The sequence below is a fragment of the Rhodococcus sp. PvP016 genome, from assembly GCF_017832185.1.
Lineage (GTDB): Bacteria > Actinomycetota > Actinomycetes > Mycobacteriales > Mycobacteriaceae > Rhodococcoides.
Genome location: NZ_JAFIBH010000001.1, coordinates 4,193,488 through 4,214,238 on the forward strand (window position 1 = coordinate 4,193,488; position 20,751 = coordinate 4,214,238).

Consider the following 20,751-nt stretch of genomic DNA (forward strand, 5'->3'; position numbering starts at 1 on the left):
GCGCTCGTCGCCGCGATGGTCCTGGCCGTCCTCACCGGCTGCTCGACGCTGCTGGGCGCGCCCACTCCCGCACCGGGCAGTCCCCCCGCGACGACGATCGAGTCACTGCTCGCGCAGGTCACCGTCGTGGACTCACGGCCCGACGTGCCGGGGTACGAGCGCAGTTGCAAGGCCGGGGACGGGTGCGTCTTCGGTCCCGCCTGGACCGACGACTACGACGGCCCGGGCGGACACGACGGCTGCGGCACCCGCGACAACGTGCTGCAGCTCGCGCTCACCGACGTGCAGTTCCGGCCCGGGACCAACGACTGCGTCGTCGTGGCGGGATCGTTGAACGATCCGTTCACGGGATCGGTGCTGCCGTTCAGCAAGCAGAGCGCGGGCGACGTGCAGATCGACCACACCTACCCGCTGGCGGCGGCGTGGGACATGGGCGCCTGGCAGTGGCCGCTCGATCAGCGCATCCGTTTCGCCAACGACATCACGTACAACCTCATGGCCGTGTCGGGTCCGGAGAACCAGTCGAAGAGCGACAAGACCCCCTCGGACTGGATGCCTCCCAACGGCGCGTACCACTGCTACTACGCGGGGCGGTTCCTCACGGTGGCCGTCCGGTACGGGCTTCCCGTCACCGTGGCCGACCGGGACGTGCTGACCACGGTGTCGAACTCCTGCCCCTGACTCCGTCCGAACCCGAGCCGTCGGGGGAACCGTTACGCTGCCCGACATGTCGCGTGTGTTCACCAAAGACACCCAGCTCTGCATGTCGTTGTCGGGGCGGCCCAGCAACATCGGGACCCGGTTCCACAACTACCTCTACGACGAGCTGGATCTGAACTTCGTCTACAAGGCGTTCACCACCACCGACCTCCCCGCGGCCGTCGCCGGAATCCGTGCGCTCGGAATTCGCGGCTGCGGAGTGTCCATGCCGTTCAAGGAGTCGTGCATCGAGCACGTCGACGTCATGCACGACTCGGCGTCCGCGATCGACTCGGTGAACACCATCGTCAACGAGGACGGCGTGCTGCACGCCTACAACACGGACTACCAGGCCGTCGCGGACCTCGTCCGCGAGGCCGGTCTCGACCCGGCGTGGTCGGTCGCGGTCACGGGCAGTGGCGGCATGGCCAAGGCCGTCGTCGCCGCCCTGCGGGACACGGGCTTCACCACGGGAACTGTCGTGGCGCGCAACGAGAGAACCGGACCGGCCCTCGCCGAGAAATACGGCTACGGCTGGTCGGCCACCGCCGACGAGGTCGCGGCCGACGTCCTCGTCAACGTGACACCCGTCGGGATGGCCGGCGGTCCGGACTCCGACGCGCTGCCGTTCGCCACCGAGCAGATCGGCGCCGCTCGCGCCGTCGTCGACGTGGTCGCGGTGCCGTCCGAGACACCGCTGATCCTCGCGGCCCGCGCCGCCGGCAAGCCCGTGATCACCGGTGCGCAGGTGGTGGCGCTGCAGGCCGCGGAACAGTTCACCCTGTACACCGGCGTGCGCCTGCGCACCGAGCAGATCCAGCGGGCCTCGGAGTTCAGTCGGCGCTGAGGTCCTTCGACCAGCCGACTACTTCCGGAACATTCTGGCGGTGACCTCGAGGGCGGCGCGGCGTGGTAGCAACCGCACACCGGCCGACTGCAGCTTGTTGTTCACTCCGGACACCACCGAGGCCGGGGGCCGCTTCGCCGCGAGCGCCGCGAACGTCGTGTCCATGACCTGTTCCGACGTCTGCATCTTCCCGAACGCGGCGTCCGTACCGCCGAGCACCTCGAAGAACTCGGTCTCGGTGGGACCCGGCGAGACCGCCATGACGGTGACACCGGTGCCGCGCGTCTCGACGGCCAGCGCCTCGGTGAAGCTGAGCACGAACGCCTTGCTCGCCGCGTAGACGGCCATTCCCGGGAGCGGCTGGTACGCCGCCGTGCTCGCGAGCGTGATCAGCACACCCGCGCCGTGCTCGATCATGTCCGGCAGGAACGCACGCGAGAGATCGACGACCGCGCCGATGTTCACGGCGATCTCGTTGCCGAGCGTCACCGGATCCTCCTCGACGAACGGCTGGTGCGTGCCGAACCCCGCATTGTTGACCAGCGAGTGCACCGTGATGCCGCGGTGACTGAGAGTCGCCTTCAGCGCCGATCCTGCACCGGGCACGGCGAGGTCCGCGGCGACCGGGGTGGCGGTGACACCGTGCCGGGAGGAGATCTCCGTCGCCAGCTCCTCGAGGCGATCGAGTCGCCGGGCGACGAGCACGACGTCGCACCCGAGGGACGCGAAGCGCCGTGCGAAATCGGCACCCAGTCCCGAGCTCGCGCCGGTGACGAGAACGGTGGATCCGCGGAGACGCGCGCGCAGCTTCGACAAGCTCATCCGCTCACTCTAAGGACAGGACGTCCGACGATCAGAAGTACTGCCATGTGGGTTTCTCCGACAACGCGTACCGGTAGTAGTCACTCGACCCCAGCGCCGACGCCGCGCCCTCGTCGACGACCACGGTCACGTGCGGATGCATCTGGATCACCGACGCCGGGCAGGACGCGGCCAGCGGTCCCTCCACCGACGCGGCGAGTGCCTCCGCCTTCCCCTCGCCGAGTGCGACGAGGACCAGATGGCGGGCCTCGAGGATCGTGCCCAGACCCTGGGTCATCACGTGATGCGGTACCTCGTCGGCGGAGTCGAAGAAGCGCGCGTTGTCCTCCCGTGTGCGGCGCGTGAGGGTCTTGACCCGCGTGCGAGAGACCAGCGAGGACCCCGGTTCGTTGAAGCCGATGTGGCCGTCGGACCCGATGCCCAGCAGCTGCACGTCCACGCCGCCCGACGCGGTGATCGCGGCGTCGTAGCGAGCGCACTCGGCCGCGATGTCCGCCGCCTCGCCGTTCGGACCATCGATGGCATCCGGGTCGATGTCGATCTCCGCAGCGAACTCCGTGGCGATCACCGAACGGTACGACTGCGGATGGTTGCCCGGCAGGCCCACGTACTCGTCGAGGAGGAACGCCCGGCAGGACGCGAACGACAACGCCTCCTCGCGATGCCGCCGACCGAGCTCCCGGTACGTCCCCAACGGGGTGGACCCCGTCGCCACGCCCAACACCGCGGCGCCCTGCCGAACCCTGCGTTCGACGATGTCCGCCACGGTGCGGTGCACCGCCGCTGCGTCGTCACGGATGACGATCTCCATCCGGCACACCCACTTCCACTCGTCCGCGCCTCACGACGCTCGTCACGGTCAGATCGGTATCGGTGATCACGATGTCCGCGCGCATCCCGGCCGCCAGGCGCCCCACCGTGTCCTGCAGGCCGAGGAACCGAGCCGGTGTGGTCGCCCCCATGCGCACCGCCGACACCAGGTCGACGCCCGACTCGGTCACCGCCCGTCGCACGATGTCGAGCACCGTCGACGTTCCGCCCGCGATGGCTCCCGGCTCATCGCCGTCCTGTGTCAGTCGCGCCACCCCGTCCGCCACCGTCACGTCGAGCGAGCCCAATCGGTAAGGGCCGTCCCTCATCCCGGCCGCGGCCATGGCGTCGGAGACGAACACGACGCCGTCGGGTCCGACGAGGTCGACCACCATGGCGACCGTCCAGGCGTCGAGATGCACTCCGTCGCCGATGAGTTCGAGCACCATCTCGCCGCGTCCCGCCGCTGCGAGACACGCGGCGACCGGTCCGGGCGCCCGATGATGCAGCGGCGGCATCCCGTTGAACAGGTGGGTGGCGCTCACGCGCCCGGTCAGACGCGCCAGCGCTGCCGTGACCGTGGCCGCATCGGCGTCGGTGTGGCCCACGCTCGGACGGATGTCGTTCTCGGCCATCACCCGAGCAAGGGCGTCCAGATTCGCGGTCTCCGGTGCCAGCGTCATCGACCGCACGGCTCCCCCGCCTGCCGCCACAACGGCGTCGAGGAGACTCGGATCGCCCGGGACGATCGCCGCGGGATCCTGTGCACCGCAACGGCTGCGGGCAAGGAACGGACCTTCGAGGTGGATGCCCGCGATGTCGCCGCGCCGCCACAGGTCCGACAGCAGTGTCGTCCTGTCGACGAGCACCTCGCGCGGGGCGGACACGAGTGAGGCGAGCATGGTCGTCGTCCCGCTGCACACGTGATGCGCGACAGCGGCATCGACGGCGTCGGCCGTGGCATCGGGAAAGCCTGCTCCCCCGCCGCCGTGACAGTGCACGTCCACCATGCCCGGCAGAATCGTCGAGGACGACGGCGGGACGGCGATGTCCGTCCACTCGCGGGCCGGGCCCACCCGGACGATCCGATCGTCCTCGAACTCCACCACCCCGTCCTCGAGCACGCCGTCCACCAGGACGACGCGCCCGCGGAGGAGAGTCACGCCGAGCCGCCGCCGGCCGGCTCGTCCGTCGGCGCGGTCGTGGCGTCGGTGGCGTCCGTCGATGCGGTGGTGGCCGCCGGTGCGCCGGTGGTCACGGCGGCGTCGTCGAGGGTCACGTCGTCCTCACGTCCGGGCGTGCGCAGGTTCCACTTCTTGATGACGAAGCTGAACAGCACGTAGTAGATGACGGCGTAGACCAGACCGATCGGGATGAGAAGCCATGCCTTGGTGGCGATCCCGTAGTTCAGCAGGTAGTCGATACCGCCCGCGGAGAAGAAGAAGCCGTCGTGGATTCCCAGTGCGTTGGTCAACGCCATCGAGGTACCCGTCAGCACGGCGTGCACGATGTAGAGCGGCCAGGCGACGAACATGAACGAGTACTCGAGCGGCTCGGTGATACCGGTGACGAAGGCCGTGAGACCGGTCGAGAGCATGATGCCGCCGACGAGCTTCTTCTGCGACGGCTTCGCATTGCGGTAGATGGCGAAGGCGGCGGCGGGCAGCGCGAACATCATGATCGGGAAGAAGCCGGTCATGAACACTCCGGCGCTCGGGTCACCGGCGAAGAAGCGGTTGAGGTCGCCTCGGACGATCTGTCCGCTCGCGTCCGTGTAGTCGCCGACGAGGAACCACACGACGGAGTTGAGGATGTGGTGCAGGCCGGTCGGGATGAGCATGCGGTTGGCGAAACCGTAGATTCCGCTGCCCACGACAGAGTGATCGGCGACGGTGGTGCCCACCCAGTTCAGGGCGCTGTAGAACAGCGGGTACACGAAGGACATCAGGACGCCGACCACGAGACCGGTGATCGCCGTCAGGATCGGGACGAGGCGTCGGCCGCTGAAGAAGCCCAGGTAGTCGGGCAGCTTCTGGCGGTAGAAGCGTTGCCAGAGCACGGCGGAGAGCAGACCGATGATGATGCCGGCCAGCACGCCGTAGTCGATGACGGCAGGGTCGCCGTTCGCGTCCACCTCGCCGTCGAGCACCACCGGCGACATGGCCGTGAAGACGCCGTCGACCACCATGTAGCCGACCACCGCGGCCAGCGCGGTGGAGCCGTCCGACTTCTTCGCCCAGCCGATCGCGATGCCGACTGCGAAGATGAGGGGCAGCCACGTGAAGACCGACTGCCCGGCGGCGGAGATGACCGACGCGGTGGTCTCGAGCGGGGTGAAGCGTCCGAGCAGATCGGGCTGGCCGATGCGGAGCAGGATGCCCGCGGCGGGGAGCACGGCGATGGGCAGCATGAGACTGCGCCCGAATCGCTGCAACCCGGCGAGTGCGCGGGAGTCCTTCTTCTCGGTGGGCGTCTGTGGTGCGGTGTTCCCGGTGGCAGTCGTGCCGGCCATGGCGACCTTCTTCTCGTGTGTGTTGTGGACCGGTTCCATCACGGGTACTGTCCGGTCATAACCAGTTGTAGTTTGACCAGGTGAAAGCCTGATGTCAAACAGAAAGTGTGAGTACGCCCACCGGCATCGCATCGCGCAGGGGGGCGGGTCACCGAGCGGAAGGAGCACCGCATGTCCAAGGCGGACGCCATCGTCGCCGGGCTCGGAGGAGCCGGGAACATCGTCGAGATCGAAGCCTGCATCACGCGGCTCCGCACCGAGGTGCGAGACGGAGCACTCGTGAACGAGGCCGCTCTCAAGGCCGCCGGAGCACACGGGGTCTTCCACAAGGGGACGGCCGTGCAGGTCATCGTCGGGCCCGAGGCGGACACCCTCGCCGAGGACATCGACGACCTCCTGTGACCGACACCGCCGTGGGCAGCCCGCTCGCGGGCACCGTCATCGCACTGGCCGACGTCCCCGACCCGGTGTTCTCCTCGCAGATGGTCGGCGCCGGCGTGGCTGTCAGACCCGCTCCGACGACCGGAATGGTGGACGTCCACTCTCCCGTGTCCGGTCGCATCCTCAAGCTGCACCCTCACGCCTTCGTGGTTCTGACGGAGCACAGGAAGGGAGTGCTGGTGCACGTCGGTATCGACACCGTGACGATGAAGGGCGAGGGTTTCGAACTCGTCGCGGCCGAGAAGGATTCGGTGTCGGCGGGAGACGTCGTCGTGCGCTACGACCCGGCCGCCGTCGCCGCCGCCGGATTCGACGACGTGTGCCCCGTCGTCGTGATGGACTCGGCCGCGGACTCCATCGCGACGCCGTCGGTCGGGTCGTCCGTCACTGCCGGCGAGGCGCTCTTCACCCTCTGACGGGCCGGGTCAGGCCAGCCCGACCAGCTTCTCCGACTCGGTCCACAGCCCGTCGACCACGGCGGGATCGTCGACCTGCCCGTTCGTGCGACCGCGAGCCTTGTGGCGGCTGTAGTAGATCCCGGCGACCTCGGCGTCCGGCTTGTCGACCGCCACCGACACCAACGGCTCGGCGCCCGACTCGGCGCTGATCGAGGCCACGTACTTCAGCGGGGTCCGGTAGATCACCCGGAACAGGACGTTGGCGTTGCCGAAGTTGCTGCGCACCGCTCCGGGATGGACGGCCACCGACGTGATGCCGCGGTCGGACCATCGCTCCGTGGCGCCGCGGGTGAAGCCGATGTTCATCAGCTTGCTGGTGCAGTAGGCGCGGAACTCGGCCGGCGAGGAGTGATCGTAGGCGATGTCCTGCAGGTCGATTCGTCCACCGAGGTTGCCCACGGACGACGTGTTGACGATGCGACTGCCCGCCGGACCGCCGAGTCGGTCGAGCAGCAGGTGGGTGAGCAGGAACGGCGACAGATGGTTGATCTGGACGTTCGGCTCGTGCCCGTCGGCGGTGCGCTTCGACGGATCGAACGTTCCACCCGCATTGTTCAGCAGGACGTCGATGTGATCGACGGAATTCCGGAGCTCGTCCGCGACCCGTCGTACGTCGTCGAACGAGGCGAAGTCCCCCACGAAGGCGCGACCACCGATCTCCAAGGCCGCGGCGGCGGTCTTCTCCGGTGAGCGGCCCACGACGAGCACCTCCGCACCACGTTCTGCCAGGGTCCGCGCAGCGATGCGCCCGATCCCGTCGCTCGCTCCCGTCACGACGATGGTGCGACCGGTGAGCGAATGGGGAGTGGGCACGAAGTAGCCTTTCGATCTGCGGATGGAACGCCTCGACCGGAGTGTACGAGCGAACGGCGTCAGCGCCGTGCCGGCCGCCGTCCGCCCTGGACCTCCATCGTGAGCTGATACCGATCGCAGCGGTACCAGCTCTCCGTGTGTTCGATCGGCCGGTCACCGCTGAAGGACACGCGGTCGAAGTACAGCACCGGCGCCCCACGCTTCGTCCCCAGCAGTGTCGCGGTGTCGTTGTCGGCCGCCGTCGCGCTGACCGTCTGCTCGGCGCGGTCGATGGTCTGCCCGTAGTGGGAGGACACCGCGTCGTAGATGGACTTGCTCAGATCGAGATCGACGAGACCCGGCAGCACGGCGGCGTCGTACCACCCGTCGTCGACACTGACGGGCTCTCCGTCCGCCAGTCGCAGCCGCTTGATGTGGTACGCCTTGCCACCCGCGGCGATGTCCAGTGCACGGATGGTGGCGACCGACGGATCCTCGAGCCGTGCGAAGAGAACCACCGTGGTGGGCTCGAGACCCTGCGCGCGCATCTCCTCCGAGAACGACGCGAGATGGAGCCTCGACTGGACGGGCCGGCTGGCGACGAACGTGCCCTTGCCGCGCACCCGCACCAGGTGGCCCTCGTTGACGAGCTGACCGATGGCCTCGCGCACGGTGATCCGACTGACCCCGTAGTCCTCCATGAGGCGCCGTTCGCTCGGCATGAGATCGCCCGGCTGCAGCTCCTTGGTGCACCGGTGCAGCAGGATCGCGCGCAGTTGCTCGTGCTTGGGTACGGCACTGTCGCGAAGGTGGACGGGCATCACCACGGCGTGTACTCCCGAGAATCGGCGCGACCGGAGCGATCTGTGGCGCGAGCGGTACGGACTGGTCCCGTCCAACTTACTACCGTGGCTGCGCCCCGTGCGCCTTTTGCGCACCCTGGGACACGCGAAAGGCGCACGGGGATGGAATCCTCACCCGCATGACCGAGAGCCCAGCCCCGTCCGCAGCCGACTGCCCCGTCCTGTGGCCCGTCGCCACCCGTTGGGAGGACAACGACCACTACGGGCACGTCAACAACGTCACCTACTACTCGTACTTCGACACCGCGGTGAACGGGTGGCTCATGCAGAGCACCGGCCTCGACATCCGCACACTCTCGGCCATCGGAGTGGTGGCCGAGACGTCCTGCAGGTTCCTCAGCCAACTGAGCTTTCCCGACGACCTGCGGGTGGGCATCGCCGTCGAGAGGCTCGGCAACACCTCGATCGTGTACGCGCTGAGCATCTTCCGGGTGGACGGCGACGACCTGACCCCGGCGGCGGCGGGACGGTTCGTGCACGTCTACGTGGACGCCGAGACCCGCCGCCCGACACCGGTCCCCGCCGAGATCCGCGCGGTCGTCGAGGCACTCGGACAGTGACCGCCCCCGGCCGGGTGTCCCTCGCCGTGCCGATCGGCGCGGGTGTGGTCACGGCGCTCGTCGGCTTCACCAGTTCGTTCGCCGTGGTGCTCACGGGACTGCGTGCGGTGGGTGCGAGCGAGGCGCAGGCTGCGTCGGGACTGTTCGCCATGTCTCTCGTCATGGCCTTCGGGATCACCGGTCTGGCTCTGCGATACCGCATCCCGATCACGCTGGCCTGGTCCACGCCCGGTGCCGCGTTGCTCGCGGGTACCGGAGCGGTGGTCGGCGGATGGCCGGCGGCCGTGGGCGCGTTCGTGACCGTGGGCATCGCGATCGTGCTCACCGGGGTGTGGTCCGGCCTCGGTCGCGTCATCGCGGCGATCCCGGTGTCTCTGGCGCAGGCGATGCTCGCCGGCGTCATCCTGCCACTGTGTCTCGAACCCGTGCGGGCCCTCGCGGACAACCCCGCGGCGGTCGCCCCTGTCGTCGTCACGTGGGTCGTGCTGCTGCGCTTCTCGCCGCGCTGGGCGGTCCCGGCGGCCTTCGCCGTCGCCGCCGTGGTCATCGGCATCTCGCTCACGACGGGCGACACCGAGATCGGCGCCCGATCGTTGCTACCCAGCCTCGACCTCGTCGCACCCACCTGGACCTGGCAGGCGCTGATCGGCATCGCGCTGCCGCTCTACATCGTGACGATGGCGTCGCAGAACATCCCGGGAACGGCCGTCATGGCCTCTTTCGGCTACGCGGTGCCGTGGCGAGCCTCGATGACCGTCACCGGTGTCGGTACGGCGATCACCGCACCCGCCGGTGTTCACGCCGTCAACCTCGCTGCCATCAGCGCAGCCCTCGCGGCCGCCCCGGACGCGCACCCGGACAAGGATCGTCGGTGGATCGCGGCGGTGGCTGCCGGGGCGTCGTATCTGGCCCTCGCGTTCGCCTCTGCGGCGCTGGCGACCCTCGTCGCCCTCGCGCCGGCCGGCATCGTGGAAACCGTTGCCGGGCTGGCGTTGCTGGCCACCCTCGCGGCCTCGCTGGCCGCCGCGCTGAGCACCGAGGCGGACCGGGTGCCCGCGGCCATCACGTTCGTGGTCGCCGCCTCGGGTGTGGCGATCGCGGGGATCGGCTCGGCCTTCTGGGCGCTCGTGCTCGGCCTCGTCGTCCGACTGGGCCTCACCCGACGCGCCTGAGGGCCGGCGCTCCTCGTGCGCCTTTCGCGTATCCAGGGGTACGCGAAAGGCGCACGGGGGCGGAGCCCACTCAGAGGATCCCGGCTTCCTCCGCCGTGGCGACGGCGCGGCCGATGATGCCGTCCACCAGATCCGTCGTCGGCGAACCGTCGCGGGCCCGGTTGCGCTCGTCGTCGATGGCCCGGCGCATGACGCCCTCGGCGATGACGGACAGCTTCCACAGCGCGAGAGCGTGCCAGTACCCCACAGCCGAGACGTCGCGGCCGGTGGCGGCGGCGTAGAGGTCGACCAACTCGTTCCTCTTCGGGAAGCCCGGCAACGTGGAGGACATGAACATGCCCACGTTGTCGTCGTCGGCCTCCGACCAATAGGCCAGCAGCGCTCCGACGTCGGCGAGCGGATCGCCCAGCGTGCACAGCTCCCAGTCGACCACCGCGACGATGGCGTCGTCGACGTTTCCCTCGCCGGCTCCGCTGGTGATGATGTTGCTCAGATGGAAGTCGCCGTGCACCAACGAGACCTCGGTCTGCTCCGGGGCCGACGCCGCCAGCGCAGTGGCCAGCCGCTCGATGTCCGGGACCTCCCGCGTCTTCGACTGTTCCCACTGAGCGGACCACCGCTTCAGTTGCCGTGCGGCATAGGGCTTGTGACTGGCGAGATCCACCAGGCCGGTGCTCTCCAGATCCACGGCGTGGATCTTTCCGAGCGTCGCCGGCATCGCCTCACCGATGGCCCGTCGACGCTCCTCGGACAGCGTTCCCGCGACGGCCGGGCTGTCGACGACCAACCCGTCGACATGACTCATCAGCACGAGGGGCGCATCGGTGACAGCGGGGTCGTCGGTCAGCGCGATCGTCGTCGGCACGGGCACCGCGGTGTCCTGCAGCGCGGACAGGATGCGGTACTCACGGGCGACGTCGTGCGCCGACGCCAGCAGCGTGCCCAGCGGCGGGCGGCGCAGCACCCACCGGCCGTCGGCAGCGTCGGTGACGGCGAACGTGAGGTTGGACTGCCCGTTGCCGATGCGCTCGAAGGTCAGTGGCCCCGAGACCCCGATGTCGAGGCTCTCCATCCACGCCGTCACCGCACCGTCGTCGAGGCCCGGCGTGGTTCCGGTACTCACTTGTCGACCTTGCGGTAGGGCGCGAGCTCGGTGCGCGCGATGGTCCGCTTGTGCACCTCGTCCGGACCGTCGGCGAGACGCAGCGTCCGCAGGTGGGCGTACATGCTGGCGAGCGGGAAGTCGTCGGAGACACCGCCGCCGCCGTGCACCTGGATGGCGCGGTCGACGATCTTCAGGGCCATCGCGGGCGCGGCGACCTTGATGGCCGCGATCTCCACGCGCGCTTCCTTGTTGCTGAACTCGTCCATCATCCAGGCGGCCTTGAGCGTGAGGAGGCGGGCCATCTCGATGTCGATGCGGGCTTCGGCGATCCAGTCCTGGATGTTGGCCTGCGCCGCGATCGGCTTGCCGAACGCCACGCGGGACGACGCACGGTCACACATCAGTTCCAGTGCGCGCTCGGCCATTCCGATCGCACGCATGCAGTGGTGGATTCGGCCGGGGCCGAGACGTGCCTGGCCGATCATGAAGCCGGCACCCGGTCCGGCGAGCACGTCCTTGCCGGGGACGCGGACGTTCTCGAACAGGACCTCGGCGTGGCCCTCGCGGTCCTGGTAGCCGAACACCGGCAGGCCACGCAGGACGGTGACGCCGGGCGCGTCGATCGGCACGACCATCATCGACTGCTGTTCGTACGTCGACGCCTCGGGCGCCGTCTTGCCCATCACGATCAACACCTTGCAGTTCTGGTGCAGGGCGTTGGAAGTCCACCACTTGCGGCCGTTCAGGATCCAGTCCTCGCCGTCGGCCACCATGGACATCGCGATGTTGGTCGCGTCGGAGCTGGCGACATCGGGTTCGGTCATGGCGAAGGCCGAGCGGATGGTGCCCTCGAGCAGGGGGGCGAGCCACTTCTCCTTGTGCTCGTCCGTGCCGAAGCGGGTGAACACCTCCATGTTGCCGGTGTCGGGTGCGGCGCAGTTGCAGGCCTCGGGCGCGATCGCGGGGCTGCGGCCCATGATCTCCGCGAGCGGCGCGTACTCGGCGTTGGTCAGGCCGGGGCCGTAGGCGGGATCCGGGTGGAAGAGGTTCCACAGGCCGCGAGACTTGGCGTCGGCCTTGAGTTCTTCGAGGATCGGCGGCTGGAAGTGCGGATCACCGGACTCCAGGATCTGCTGGGCGTAGACCGCCTCCGCCGGGTAGACCTTCTCCTCCATGAACGCCAGCAGGCGCTGCTGGTAGTCCTTGCACCGATCCGAGTACGCGAAATCCATGTCAGCGATCCTGTCCTGGCCGTGCGGCCGTCTCGAGTGAGGTCCGGTACCGACGCATCCCGGCGATCCACCGGTCGTAGTCGGCACTCTTGTGCGAGTAGAACGTGAGCACCTCGGGGTGCGGAAGAACGAGGAACTTCTCGGTCTCCATCGCCTCGAGGACGATGCGAGCGACGTCCTCCGGTTCGAGGACGGTGCCGGCGCCGGTCACGGCGGAGGCCGCCACCGAGGCGCCCTCGGCGTCACTGTCGAAGCCCGAGTTCAGGAGCGCCGTGTTGACGCCCATCGGGCACAGGCAGCTCACCGCGATGCCCTTGTCGCCGTAGGTGACCGACAACCATTCGGCGAAGCCGACGGCCGCATGCTTGGACACCGAATAGGTGGCCGATCCGATCTGGGTGAGCAGCCCCGCCGCGGACGCGGTGGACAGGAAGTAGCCGTGCGTTCCGCGCTCGATCCATCGCGGGATCACCACGCGCGCTGCGCGCACATGGGCGAGCACGTTGACCGACAGCGCGGTGTCCCAGGCGGCGTCGGTGCTGTCGAGTCCCATCCCTGCCGTCGTCCCGGCGTTGGCGATGTAGATGTCGAGTGGCCCGAACGCCTCCTCGACCCGCTCGATCATCAGGGCGATCACCGCGTCGTCGGCGACGTCCCCGCCGACGGCGATGCACCGCTCCCCCAGTCGTGCGGCGACCGCATCGGCGGCCGCCCCGTCGAGATCGGCGACCAGGACCGAGTTCCCGGCCTCGACCAGTGCAGTGGCGAGGGCGGCGCCGATCCCGGCGCCACCTCCCGTGACGATGGCGACCTTGTCTGTGACCCGCATCATTCAGATAGTAGGCATGCGTGGTGGGTGACGGGCTTCCAGGGTCCGCGAACTCGAGGTCGACCTCGAGTTCAGAAAGAGGTCCGGTGCCGCTCCTGCTCGATGATTTCGTCGATGTCGCCGAGCCGCTCCATCGAACTGACCGCTCGACGTGTGCGCATGTTCTTCGCCAGCCGCTCGCGATGCTTGTGCGTGAAGGCCCAGTACCCCGCCGTGAACGGGCACGCGTCCTCGCCGACCCGCTTCTTCGGGTCGAACGCGCAGCCCTTGCAGTGGTCGGTCATCCGGTCGATGTACGCGCCGCCGGACGTGTAGGGCTTGGTCGCGATCACTCCTCCGTCGGCGTGCTGACTCATGCCGAAGACGTTGACGGGCATGACCCACTCGTACCCGTCGACGAAGTGCTCGGTGAACCACCGGGTGAGCGCCCGCGGGTCGTACCCCCGTTGCAGCGCATGGTTTCCCAGGATCATCAGGCGTGGGATGTGGTGCACCCACCCGCGATCGTGCACGCCGGCGAGAGCGTCGGACAGACACGCGGCGGTGACCTCCTCCGCGTCCAGGGTCTGGAACCATCCGGGCAGCGGAGTGTCGGCATCGAGGGCGTTGGTGCGCATGTAGTCCTCGCCCAGATGCCAGTAGAGGTGCCACACGTACTCGCGCCACCCGAGGATCTGGCGTACGAACCCCTCGACGCTCGCCAGCGGGGCCGTGCCGTCCCGGTAGGCCTGCTCGGCAGCGCGCGCCGCGTCCAACGGGTGCAGAACACCGAGATTGAACGGCACCGACAACAGCGAGTGCGACATGGTCCAGTCCGCCGCCATCACCGCGTCCTCGTAGGGACCGAACGTGGCGAGGCGGGTGGCCACGAAGGTCTCCATCGCCGACGCCGCCTCGGCTGCGGTGACGGCGAAGAGACGCGGTCCGTCCTCCCCGGACCAGTCGACGTCCATGGCGTCGAGATCCTTGCGCACGCCGGCGTCGATGTCGTCCTCCTCGGGCCACCACGGTTCGGGAACACCGAGGGTCGTCCGCTTCTTCGGCGGCTTCTCTCGGTTCTCCGCATCGAGGTTCCAGGTTCCGCTCACCGGGTTCTCACCGTCCATCAGGATGTCGAACCGGCGGCGCTGCTCTCGGTAGAAGTTCTCCATGAGGAACGCCTTCTTGCCGCCCGCCCAGTCGGCGAAGTCCGCACGGGACAGAGCGAACGTCGGGGTCGGCACGATCTCCTCGACCAGGCCCTCGTCGGCAAGACGACGGACGAAGGCCTCGGCCCGCCGTGACGTCGGTTCGTGCACGACGACCGGGCGCCCTACGCGAGCGAGTCCCTCGCGGTAGGTGTCCGCACGGATGTACGTCGCTCGATCGCCCAACTCCTCGGCGAGGTGCCGCATGCCGCTCAGCAACAGGTGGGCCTTCTGCCGATGACCCCGTCGACGTCCCAGCGCGCGTGCGGACTCGATGATGACGACGTCGCGGTCCACCATCTCCTCGGACGAGTGGACGTGGGGGCCGAGCTGATCGGCGAACACCCAGAGCGGAGCCGGAGAGGACATGCTCTGCTGTTCCCCGTCCTCCGCGGGGCCAACCGGCCGGGAACCGCTACGCGTGACCGTCCGACACCGTCACCCGACGCCCATCCTGCTCGTTCTGTGCGTGTCGGTGGGGCAACCACCGAGCGAGTTGCTCACTCTCGCAGCTATCACTTGCGCAATACGGTCAGGCGAGCATGCTGTGAGGTGAGCCACACACGGCTCGTCCACACTGTGCGCCCTCCTCTCACGACGAGGTCCGCGCACCGGCGGAGAGGAAGACCATGACCCGATCAAACACATCACCGCGGGGCGATCGCATCGCGCATCCCGTGCAACTCGTCCAACCCGACGGCCGACGAGTGCACGACCCCGAGCACTGGCGACTCGTCGCCGACGTCGACGCCGCCCACATGCTCGACATGTACCGCGACATGGTGGTCGCGCGCCGCATCGACACCGAGGCGACCGCGCTGCAGCGTCAAGGCGAACTGGGACTGTGGGCACCGCTGCTGGGTCAGGAAGCAGCCCAGGTGGGCTCCGCCCACGCCGTCACCGCCGACGACTACATCTTCACGAGCTACCGCGAGCACGCGGTGGCGTACTGCCGAGGCGTGCCGGTGGAGAAGCTCACCGCACTGTGGCGCGGTACTGCGCACTCCGGCTGGGATCCCGACGAGTACAACATCACCAACCCGGCGATCATCGTCGGCGCGCAGGGTCTGCATGCCACCGGCTACGCCATGGCAGCGCGGCTCGACGGTGCCGAGATCGCCACGGTCGCCTACTTCGGCGACGGCGCTACCAGCGAAGGCGACATCTCGGAGGCGCTGTCGTTCTCGGTGTCGTTCGGAGCCGGAGTCGTGTTCTTCTGCCAGAACAACCACTGGGCCATCAGCGAGCCCGTCGCGCTGCAGAGCCCGCTCCCGCTCGCGTCCCGTGCCGCCGGCTTCGGCATGCCCGCCCTGCGTGTCGACGGCAACGACGCCCTCGCCGTCCTCGCCGTGACGCGCGCCGCCGCGCACCGAGCCCGCACCGGCGGTGGCCCCACGTTCATCGAGGCGATGACCTACCGCATGGGCCCGCACACCACCTCGGACGATCCGACGCGGTACCGCGCCGACGCCGAGCGCGACGTGTGGGCGGCGCGCGATCCCCTGGATCGACTCGACAGACTGCTCACCCGCGAGGGCGCGCTGACGCCGTCCGTGCGCGAAGACATTGCCGCGACCGCCGACGACGTCGCCGCGCGGCTCCGCTCCGCCACGATCTCCGCCGTCGATCCGGAGTCGACCACCCTGCTCGACCACGTCTACGCCGAACCACACGCTGTGGTGGACCGCCAGAAGGAGACACTGCGATGACCACCGGAACTCTCTCCCGCGCCGGCGCGACCACCGCGTCGTCCGATCTCCACGTCAAGGGCACCCTCGGTGGCGCGATCAACGCCGGTCTGCGTGCATGCCTCGAGGACGACGACAAGGTCGTGCTGATGGGCCTCGACATCGGCAAGCTCGGCGGTGTGTTCCGCGTGACCGACAGACTGCAGAAGGACTTCGGCGACCAGCGCGTACTCGACATGCCTCTCGCCGAGTCCGGCATGGTGGGCACCGCGTTCGGCATGGCGCTCCGTGGCTACCGCCCGGTCGTGGAGATCCAGTTCGACGGGTTCGTCTACCCCGCCTTCGACCAGATCGTGTCCCAGGTGGCCAAGATCCGGTATCGCACCGCCGGACTCGTCGGCGCTCCGATGGTCATCCGCATTCCCTTCGGCGGCGGCATCGGAGCGGTGGAACATCACTCCGAGTCGCCCGAGGCGTACTTCGCCCATACGGCCGGTTTGCGGGTGGTCAGCCCGAGCACGCCTCACGACGCGTACTGGATGATCCAGCAGGCCGTGCACTCGGAGGATCCGGTCGTGTTCCTCGAGCCCAAGCGCCGGTACTGGGACAAGGGCGAGTGGGCGACCGATGCGCCCGATCTGCCGCTGGGCGCCGCTCGCGTGCGCCGCACCGGCACCGACGCGACGGTGGTGGCCTACGGGTCGATGGTGCAGACCGCACTGAAGGCAGCCGAGGTGGCGGAGTCCGAGGGCCACAGCCTCGAGGTCGTCGATCTCCGGTCGCTCTCACCACTGGACACCGACACGGTCTGTCGGTCCGTGCGTCGGACCGGGCGCCTCGTCGTCGTGCACGAGGACACGGGCTACCTCGGCATCGCGGCGGAGGTGGCGGCCCAGGTGTCGCAGGAATGCTTCTACTCGCTGGAGGCACCCGTTCAGCGCGTCACGGGCTTCCACGTGCCATACCCGCCGGCGCGCCTCGAGCGGCACCATCTCCCGGACGTCGATCGGATCCTCACGGGAGTCGACACGGTTCTCGCAGGCTGACGCGCCGCACAGGAACAATCGCGCCCCGTCACAGGAATCTGCCAGCCTCGTGCGCCATCATGGGGACCCGTGAGTACCACGACGACGCAACAGATCGCGCTTCGCGCCCGCCGCACCACCCCTCGGTGGTGGGCGCTGACGGGAGTGTCCGCGGCGGCACTGGTCGTGCTCTACGCCGTCCTACCACTGCTGGGCGTGCGCTACCCGCCGGCGTCGGTCGCGCTCGAGGCTCTGTACGCCCCGGCCGACACGGTGCTGGACGTCATCGACGTGACGACCGTGCTGGTGGTGGTCGCCGCGCTGACGGTGGTCGCGGTGGTGCGCAAGTTGCCGTACGGCATCGGAGCGATCCTCATGCTGTGCCTCGGGTCGACGCTGACCGCCGCAGCCGGGTCGGCATGGCTGTCCGATCACCTCGCGACGTCGGCACTTCCCGACGGCCGCGTGGTCGCGGCATCCTCGGTGATCGTGTCGGGTGCGCTGGTCGTGCCCGGTCGGCTGCGTCCCGTCGTACTGGGGCTGGGCTCGGCGCTCGTCGCCGGCGTGGCCCTCGCCGCCGTGGTCACCGCGGGGGCGTCAGGCATCGGCATCGTCGGGGCGCTGCTGGTCACCGGGATGTGGTGGGGCGCGGCCGGTGTGGTCATGGCGCACTCCCCCGTCGCGGCTGCCCGCGAGGCCAGGAACCCTCTCGACACCGCGGCCCTGATGCTCCGCCGCCGGTGAGCGGGCGGGGCATCAGGGCCGGTGCAGCAGGCGCGTCCTAGAGGGCTTTGAGTTCCTCGATGACGGCGTTGACGGACTTCTTGGCGTCACCGAAGAGCATCGACGTGCGGTCCGCCGTGAACAGCGGATTGTCGATACCGGCGTAGCCGGAGCTCATCGACCGCTTGAGCACGATCACCGACCGCGACTCGTCGACGTTCAGGATCGGCATCCCGTGGATCGGCGAACTCGGATCGTTGCGCGCCGCCGGGTTGGTGACGTCGTTGGCGCCGATGACGAGGGTGACATCGGTGCGGGAGAACTCCCCGTTGATGTCGTCCATCTCCTTCATCGCCTCGTACTCCACGTCGGCCTCGGCGAGCAGCACGTTCATGTGACCCGGCATGCGCCCGGCGACCGGGTGGATCGCGTATTTCACCTCGACGCCCTTGGACTCGAGGATCGACGCCATGTCCTTGACCGCGTGTTGAGCCTGCGCGACCGCGAGACCGTAGCCGGGGACCACGATGACCTGCGAGGCGTACGCCATCTGGATCGCCGCGTCCGCCGCCGAGGTGGATTTCACCGTGCCGCCGGCGTCGTCCGGGCCACCGACCGCGGCGCCGCCGCCGCCACCGAAGGACCCGAACACGATCGCCGGGATCGACCGGTTCATCGCCGTCGCCATCAGGTTGGTGAGGATGGTGCCGGACGCGCCGACGATCATGCCCGCCACGATCATCGCGGTGTTGTTCAGCGCCAACCCCGCCGCCGCAGCGGACAGACCCGTCAACGCGTTGAGCAGCGAGATCACCACCGGCATGTCCGCGCCGCCGATGGGGAACACCACGAACAGGCCCATCAGTGCCGCCGCGACGAGCACCAGCACGATCCACCACTGCGAGGTGCCCTCCCCCGGGGTGGCGCGCAGACCGATGTAGATAGACACCGCCACCGCGAGAAGCAGCAACACGATGTTGGTGAGCTGGAAGATGCGGGCGTTCTTCACGAACGCCTTCTCCACCTTCTTGTTCAGCAGCTCCTGCAGCTTGAGGAACGCCACCAGCGAACCCCAGAACGACACCGAGCCGATGACCGCGGCGAAGAGCGATCCGATGACGATGTGCACCGTCGGCTCTTCACCGTGCTGGAACGCGGAGAAACCGTCGGTCTCGATGAACTCCGACCACGCGATCAACGCGACCGTGCCGCCGCCCACGCCGTTGAACAGCGCCACCAGCTGCGGCATCGCCGTCATCTTCGTGCGCTTGGCCGGCGGCACACCCAGCAGGACACCGATCGCCAGACCCGCGGCGATGAGAATCCAGTTGATCGCCGCCGTGTCGCGGACCTCGATCAGAGTCGCCACCACAGCGATACCCATACCGACAGCGGCGATCCAGTTACCACGCACCGCCGTCTTCGGACCGGTCAGACCCATCAGACCGTAGATGAACATCGCGAACGCGACGATGTAGAGGATGTTGACGAGATTGTTCATCAGGAATCAGCACCCTTCTCGCCGGTTGCGGTCGACACAGCAGCGGGCGCCTTCTTGCCCTTGAACATGCCGAGCATGCGGTCGGTGACCAGGAACCCACCGACGACGTTGAGCGTGCCGAAGATCAACGCGACGAACGCGATGATCCGCACGCCCCATGGCGCGTCCTCGGGCAGACGGCCCAACACGATGAGGGCGCCGAGCACGACGATGCCGTGGATGGCGTTGGTGCCCGACATGAGCGGCGTGTGCAGCGTGTTCGGCACCTTCGAGATGACGGCGAAACCGACGAACCCGGCCAGGACCAGGATCGCGATGTTCGCGAGCAACGGTGTGTACATCAGGCATCCGCCTTCACGGTGGTGTCGGCCGTGCGCGTCACGCACGACTTCGCGAGGACCTCGTCGGTGAAATCGGGCGCGAGGGCACCGGCATCGTCGAGCATCAGCTCGATCAGGGCCGAGATGTTCTTCGAGTACAGCTCACTCGCGTGCTCGGGCATCGTCGCCGGCAGATTCAGCGGCGAGGCGATGATCACGTCGTTCTTCACCACCGTGCGACCCGGCTCGGTCAGCTCGCAGTTGCCGCCGGTCTCCCCCGCGAGGTCGACGACCACACTGCCCGGCTTCATCCCGGCAGCCGCCGCCGCGGTGACCAACTTCGGCGCCGGACGACCCGGCACCAGAGCTGTGGTGATGACGACGTCGAACGTCGAGATCGCCTTCTCCAGCGCCGCCTGCTGCTGGGCACGCTCGTCCTCGGTGAGCTCACGGGCATACCCGCCCTCACCGGCAGCGTCGATCCCCAGATCCAGCCACTGCGCACCGACCGAGCGCACCTGATCCGCCACCTCGGGACGCACGTCGTACCCGGTGGCGCGGCCACCGAGACGCTTCGCCGTCGCCAACGCCTGCAACCCCGCCACACCCACACCGAGCACCAGCACCGTCGCCGGCTTCACCGTGCCCGCCGCGGTGGTGAGCATCGGGAAGAACCGCGTCGATTCCGACGCCGCGAGCAGCACCGCCTTGTAGCCGGCGACGTTGGCCTGCGAGGACAATGCGTCCATGACCTGCGCGCGGGAGATACGCGGAATCGCCTCCACCGCGAAGGCCTGCACGCCCGCGGCGGTCAACTCCGGAATGATCGTGTCCGCGTTGCGCGGCGCGAGGAAGCCGATGAGCGTCGATCCGCGGCGGAGCTTGCGCACCTCGGCCGAGGACGGCGGCGCGACCTTGACCACCACGTCGGCGCTGTACGGATCGCCGATGCTCGCACCGGCGTCGACGTACAGCTGATCGGGGATCAGCGCACCGAGGCCGGCACCTGCCTCCACCACCACGCGCACGCCCTTGCCCGTCAGCGCGGCGACCACCTTGGGAACCAGCGCCACGCGGCGCTCCCCCTCGTTCGTCTCACGCACGACGCCGACCAGCGTCCCTGCTTCTCGAGAATCTTCCACCAGCTGTACTTCCTGTGAATGGC

At 68.7% G+C, this 20,751-nt stretch carries 22 protein-coding genes; 9 read left to right on the forward strand and 13 right to left on the reverse strand.

The window, feature by feature from the left end:
• The first annotated feature begins 15 nt into the window (after positions 1–15).
• Together JOE30_RS19615 and JOE30_RS19620 are read left to right on the forward strand one after the other, a co-directional pair.
• Positions 16–681, forward strand: coding sequence for an HNH endonuclease family protein (locus tag JOE30_RS19615; RefSeq protein WP_204870575.1), 666 nt, complete (start codon positions 16–18; stop codon positions 679–681).
• A gap of 46 nt (positions 682–727) precedes the next feature.
• The gene (locus JOE30_RS19620) at positions 728–1,546 is read left to right on the forward strand and encodes a shikimate 5-dehydrogenase (protein WP_204868651.1); all 819 of its coding nucleotides are present in this window, start codon (positions 728–730) and stop codon (positions 1,544–1,546) included.
• An 18-nt stretch (positions 1,547–1,564) separates the two neighbouring features.
• Here the strand turns inward: JOE30_RS19620 and JOE30_RS19625 are convergent, their stop codons facing one another.
• Genes JOE30_RS19625 through JOE30_RS19640 form a run of 4 tightly spaced genes read right to left on the reverse strand, consistent with a single transcriptional unit; the run spans position 1,565 to position 5,588 of the window.
• Entirely contained in the window at positions 1,565–2,368 is an 804-nt protein-coding gene (locus JOE30_RS19625; protein ID WP_204868652.1) for an SDR family oxidoreductase, read from the reverse strand.
• Between the two features lie 31 nt (positions 2,369–2,399).
• The gene (gene nagB / locus JOE30_RS19630) at positions 2,400–3,179 is read right to left on the reverse strand and encodes a glucosamine-6-phosphate deaminase (RefSeq protein ID WP_204868653.1); all 780 of its coding nucleotides are present in this window, start codon (positions 3,177–3,179) and stop codon (positions 2,400–2,402) included.
• Complete coding sequence (locus tag JOE30_RS19635; RefSeq protein WP_307806252.1) at positions 3,160–4,341, reverse strand: amidohydrolase family protein; 1,182 nt, start codon at positions 4,339–4,341, stop codon at positions 3,160–3,162. The genes nagB and JOE30_RS19635 overlap by 20 nt, the downstream gene beginning before the upstream one ends.
• Entirely contained in the window at positions 4,338–5,588 is a 1,251-nt protein-coding gene (locus tag JOE30_RS19640) for a PTS transporter subunit EIIC (protein ID WP_371831731.1), read from the reverse strand. The genes JOE30_RS19635 and JOE30_RS19640 overlap by 4 nt, the downstream gene beginning before the upstream one ends.
• A gap of 273 nt (positions 5,589–5,861) precedes the next feature.
• On the opposite strand from JOE30_RS19640, the gene JOE30_RS19645 reads away from it, so the two are divergent.
• Together JOE30_RS19645 and JOE30_RS19650 are read left to right on the forward strand one after the other, a co-directional pair.
• A complete protein-coding gene (locus JOE30_RS19645; RefSeq protein ID WP_204868654.1) occupies positions 5,862–6,092 on the forward strand; it encodes a glucose PTS transporter subunit EIIB in 231 nt (76 codons plus the stop codon).
• Positions 6,089–6,547 carry a PTS glucose transporter subunit IIA gene (locus tag JOE30_RS19650; RefSeq protein WP_204868655.1) on the forward strand — a complete coding sequence of 153 codons (459 nt, stop codon included), beginning with the start codon at positions 6,089–6,091 and terminating at the stop codon, positions 6,545–6,547. The genes JOE30_RS19645 and JOE30_RS19650 overlap by 4 nt, the downstream gene beginning before the upstream one ends.
• 9 nt (positions 6,548–6,556) lie before the next feature.
• On the opposite strand, the gene JOE30_RS19655 is transcribed toward JOE30_RS19650, so the two are convergent.
• Complete coding sequence (locus tag JOE30_RS19655; protein ID WP_204868656.1) at positions 6,557–7,402, reverse strand: SDR family NAD(P)-dependent oxidoreductase; 846 nt, start codon at positions 7,400–7,402, stop codon at positions 6,557–6,559.
• A 59-nt stretch (positions 7,403–7,461) separates the two neighbouring features.
• Positions 7,462–8,205 carry a GntR family transcriptional regulator gene (locus JOE30_RS19660; RefSeq protein ID WP_204870579.1) on the reverse strand — a complete coding sequence of 248 codons (744 nt, stop codon included), beginning with the start codon at positions 8,203–8,205 and terminating at the stop codon, positions 7,462–7,464.
• A gap of 158 nt (positions 8,206–8,363) precedes the next feature.
• Between JOE30_RS19660 and JOE30_RS19665 the strand changes: the two genes are divergently transcribed.
• Together JOE30_RS19665 and JOE30_RS19670 are read left to right on the forward strand one after the other, a co-directional pair.
• Complete coding sequence (locus tag JOE30_RS19665) at positions 8,364–8,804, forward strand: thioesterase family protein (RefSeq protein WP_204868657.1); 441 nt, start codon at positions 8,364–8,366, stop codon at positions 8,802–8,804.
• Positions 8,801–9,976 (forward strand): benzoate/H(+) symporter BenE family transporter, encoded by a 1,176-nt coding sequence (locus JOE30_RS19670; RefSeq protein WP_204868658.1) that lies wholly within the window; start codon positions 8,801–8,803, stop codon positions 9,974–9,976. Before JOE30_RS19665 ends, JOE30_RS19670 begins: the two co-directional genes overlap by 4 nt.
• Positions 9,977–10,046: 70 nt before the next feature.
• Here JOE30_RS19670 and JOE30_RS19675 read toward each other — a convergent pair whose 3' ends face one another.
• The 4 genes from JOE30_RS19675 to JOE30_RS19690 all read right to left on the reverse strand — a co-directional run bounded on the left by JOE30_RS19675 (position 10,047) and on the right by JOE30_RS19690 (position 14,698).
• Positions 10,047–11,048, reverse strand: coding sequence for a phosphotransferase family protein (locus JOE30_RS19675; RefSeq protein ID WP_204870581.1), 1,002 nt, complete (start codon positions 11,046–11,048; stop codon positions 10,047–10,049).
• 47 nt (positions 11,049–11,095) lie between these two features.
• Positions 11,096–12,313, reverse strand: coding sequence for an acyl-CoA dehydrogenase family protein (locus tag JOE30_RS19680; RefSeq protein WP_204868659.1), 1,218 nt, complete (start codon positions 12,311–12,313; stop codon positions 11,096–11,098).
• Position 12,314: 1 nt separating this feature from the next.
• On the reverse strand, positions 12,315–13,142 hold the full coding sequence (locus JOE30_RS19685; protein ID WP_204868660.1) for an SDR family oxidoreductase: 828 nt from the start codon (positions 13,140–13,142) through the stop codon (positions 12,315–12,317).
• Positions 13,143–13,213: 71 nt separating this feature from the next.
• Positions 13,214–14,698 (reverse strand): cryptochrome/photolyase family protein, encoded by a 1,485-nt coding sequence (locus JOE30_RS19690; RefSeq protein WP_204868661.1) that lies wholly within the window; start codon positions 14,696–14,698, stop codon positions 13,214–13,216.
• A 260-nt stretch (positions 14,699–14,958) separates the two neighbouring features.
• Between JOE30_RS19690 and pdhA the strand changes: the two genes are divergently transcribed.
• From pdhA to JOE30_RS19705, 3 genes are all read left to right on the forward strand, one after another.
• On the forward strand, positions 14,959–16,038 hold the full coding sequence (gene pdhA, locus JOE30_RS19695) for a pyruvate dehydrogenase (acetyl-transferring) E1 component subunit alpha (RefSeq protein WP_204868662.1): 1,080 nt from the start codon (positions 14,959–14,961) through the stop codon (positions 16,036–16,038).
• Complete coding sequence (locus tag JOE30_RS19700) at positions 16,035–17,063, forward strand: alpha-ketoacid dehydrogenase subunit beta (RefSeq protein WP_204868663.1); 1,029 nt, start codon at positions 16,035–16,037, stop codon at positions 17,061–17,063. Before pdhA ends, JOE30_RS19700 begins: the two co-directional genes overlap by 4 nt.
• 69 nt (positions 17,064–17,132) lie before the next feature.
• Positions 17,133–17,786: a hypothetical protein gene (locus JOE30_RS19705; protein ID WP_204868664.1), complete on the forward strand. Its 654-nt coding sequence runs from the start codon at positions 17,133–17,135 to the stop codon at positions 17,784–17,786.
• Positions 17,787–17,823: 37 nt separating this feature from the next.
• Here JOE30_RS19705 and JOE30_RS19710 read toward each other — a convergent pair whose 3' ends face one another.
• Genes JOE30_RS19710 through JOE30_RS19720 form a run of 3 tightly spaced genes read right to left on the reverse strand, consistent with a single transcriptional unit; the run spans position 17,824 to position 20,731 of the window.
• Positions 17,824–19,266 carry an NAD(P)(+) transhydrogenase (Re/Si-specific) subunit beta gene (locus tag JOE30_RS19710; protein WP_204868665.1) on the reverse strand — a complete coding sequence of 481 codons (1,443 nt, stop codon included), beginning with the start codon at positions 19,264–19,266 and terminating at the stop codon, positions 17,824–17,826.
• Complete coding sequence (locus tag JOE30_RS19715) at positions 19,266–19,607, reverse strand: NAD(P) transhydrogenase subunit alpha (protein ID WP_056448442.1); 342 nt, start codon at positions 19,605–19,607, stop codon at positions 19,266–19,268. Before JOE30_RS19715 ends, JOE30_RS19710 begins: the two co-directional genes overlap by 1 nt.
• Complete coding sequence (locus JOE30_RS19720; RefSeq protein WP_239533126.1) at positions 19,607–20,731, reverse strand: NAD(P) transhydrogenase subunit alpha; 1,125 nt, start codon at positions 20,729–20,731, stop codon at positions 19,607–19,609. The genes JOE30_RS19715 and JOE30_RS19720 overlap by 1 nt, the downstream gene beginning before the upstream one ends.
• Positions 20,732–20,751: the final 20 nt, after the last annotated feature.

Bases quoted from the DNA above. Each gene is read 5' to 3' on its own strand.
- JOE30_RS19615 (WP_204870575.1), top strand. From the start codon at position 16: ATGGTCCTGGCCGTCCTCACCGGCTGCTCGACGCTGCTGGGCGCGCCC.
- JOE30_RS19620 (WP_204868651.1), top strand. From the start codon at position 728: ATGTCGCGTGTGTTCACCAAAGACACCCAGCTCTGCATGTCGTTGTCG.
- JOE30_RS19625 (WP_204868652.1), bottom strand. From the start codon at position 2,368: ATGAGCTTGTCGAAGCTGCGCGCGCGTCTCCGCGGATCCACCGTTCTC.
- nagB (WP_204868653.1), bottom strand. From the start codon at position 3,179: ATGGAGATCGTCATCCGTGACGACGCAGCGGCGGTGCACCGCACCGTG.
- JOE30_RS19640 (WP_371831731.1), bottom strand. From the start codon at position 5,588: ATGCTGCCCATCGCCGTGCTCCCCGCCGCGGGCATCCTGCTCCGCATC.
- JOE30_RS19645 (WP_204868654.1), top strand. From the start codon at position 5,862: ATGTCCAAGGCGGACGCCATCGTCGCCGGGCTCGGAGGAGCCGGGAAC.
- JOE30_RS19665 (WP_204868657.1), top strand. From the start codon at position 8,364: ATGACCGAGAGCCCAGCCCCGTCCGCAGCCGACTGCCCCGTCCTGTGG.
- JOE30_RS19675 (WP_204870581.1), bottom strand. From the start codon at position 11,048: ATGGAGAGCCTCGACATCGGGGTCTCGGGGCCACTGACCTTCGAGCGC.
- JOE30_RS19680 (WP_204868659.1), bottom strand. From the start codon at position 12,313: ATGGATTTCGCGTACTCGGATCGGTGCAAGGACTACCAGCAGCGCCTG.
- JOE30_RS19685 (WP_204868660.1), bottom strand. From the start codon at position 13,142: ATGCGGGTCACAGACAAGGTCGCCATCGTCACGGGAGGTGGCGCCGGG.
- JOE30_RS19690 (WP_204868661.1), bottom strand. From the start codon at position 14,698: ATGTCCTCTCCGGCTCCGCTCTGGGTGTTCGCCGATCAGCTCGGCCCC.
- pdhA (WP_204868662.1), top strand. From the start codon at position 14,959: ATGACCCGATCAAACACATCACCGCGGGGCGATCGCATCGCGCATCCC.
- JOE30_RS19700 (WP_204868663.1), top strand. From the start codon at position 16,035: ATGACCACCGGAACTCTCTCCCGCGCCGGCGCGACCACCGCGTCGTCC.
- JOE30_RS19710 (WP_204868665.1), bottom strand. From the start codon at position 19,266: ATGAACAATCTCGTCAACATCCTCTACATCGTCGCGTTCGCGATGTTC.
- JOE30_RS19715 (WP_056448442.1), bottom strand. From the start codon at position 19,607: ATGTACACACCGTTGCTCGCGAACATCGCGATCCTGGTCCTGGCCGGG.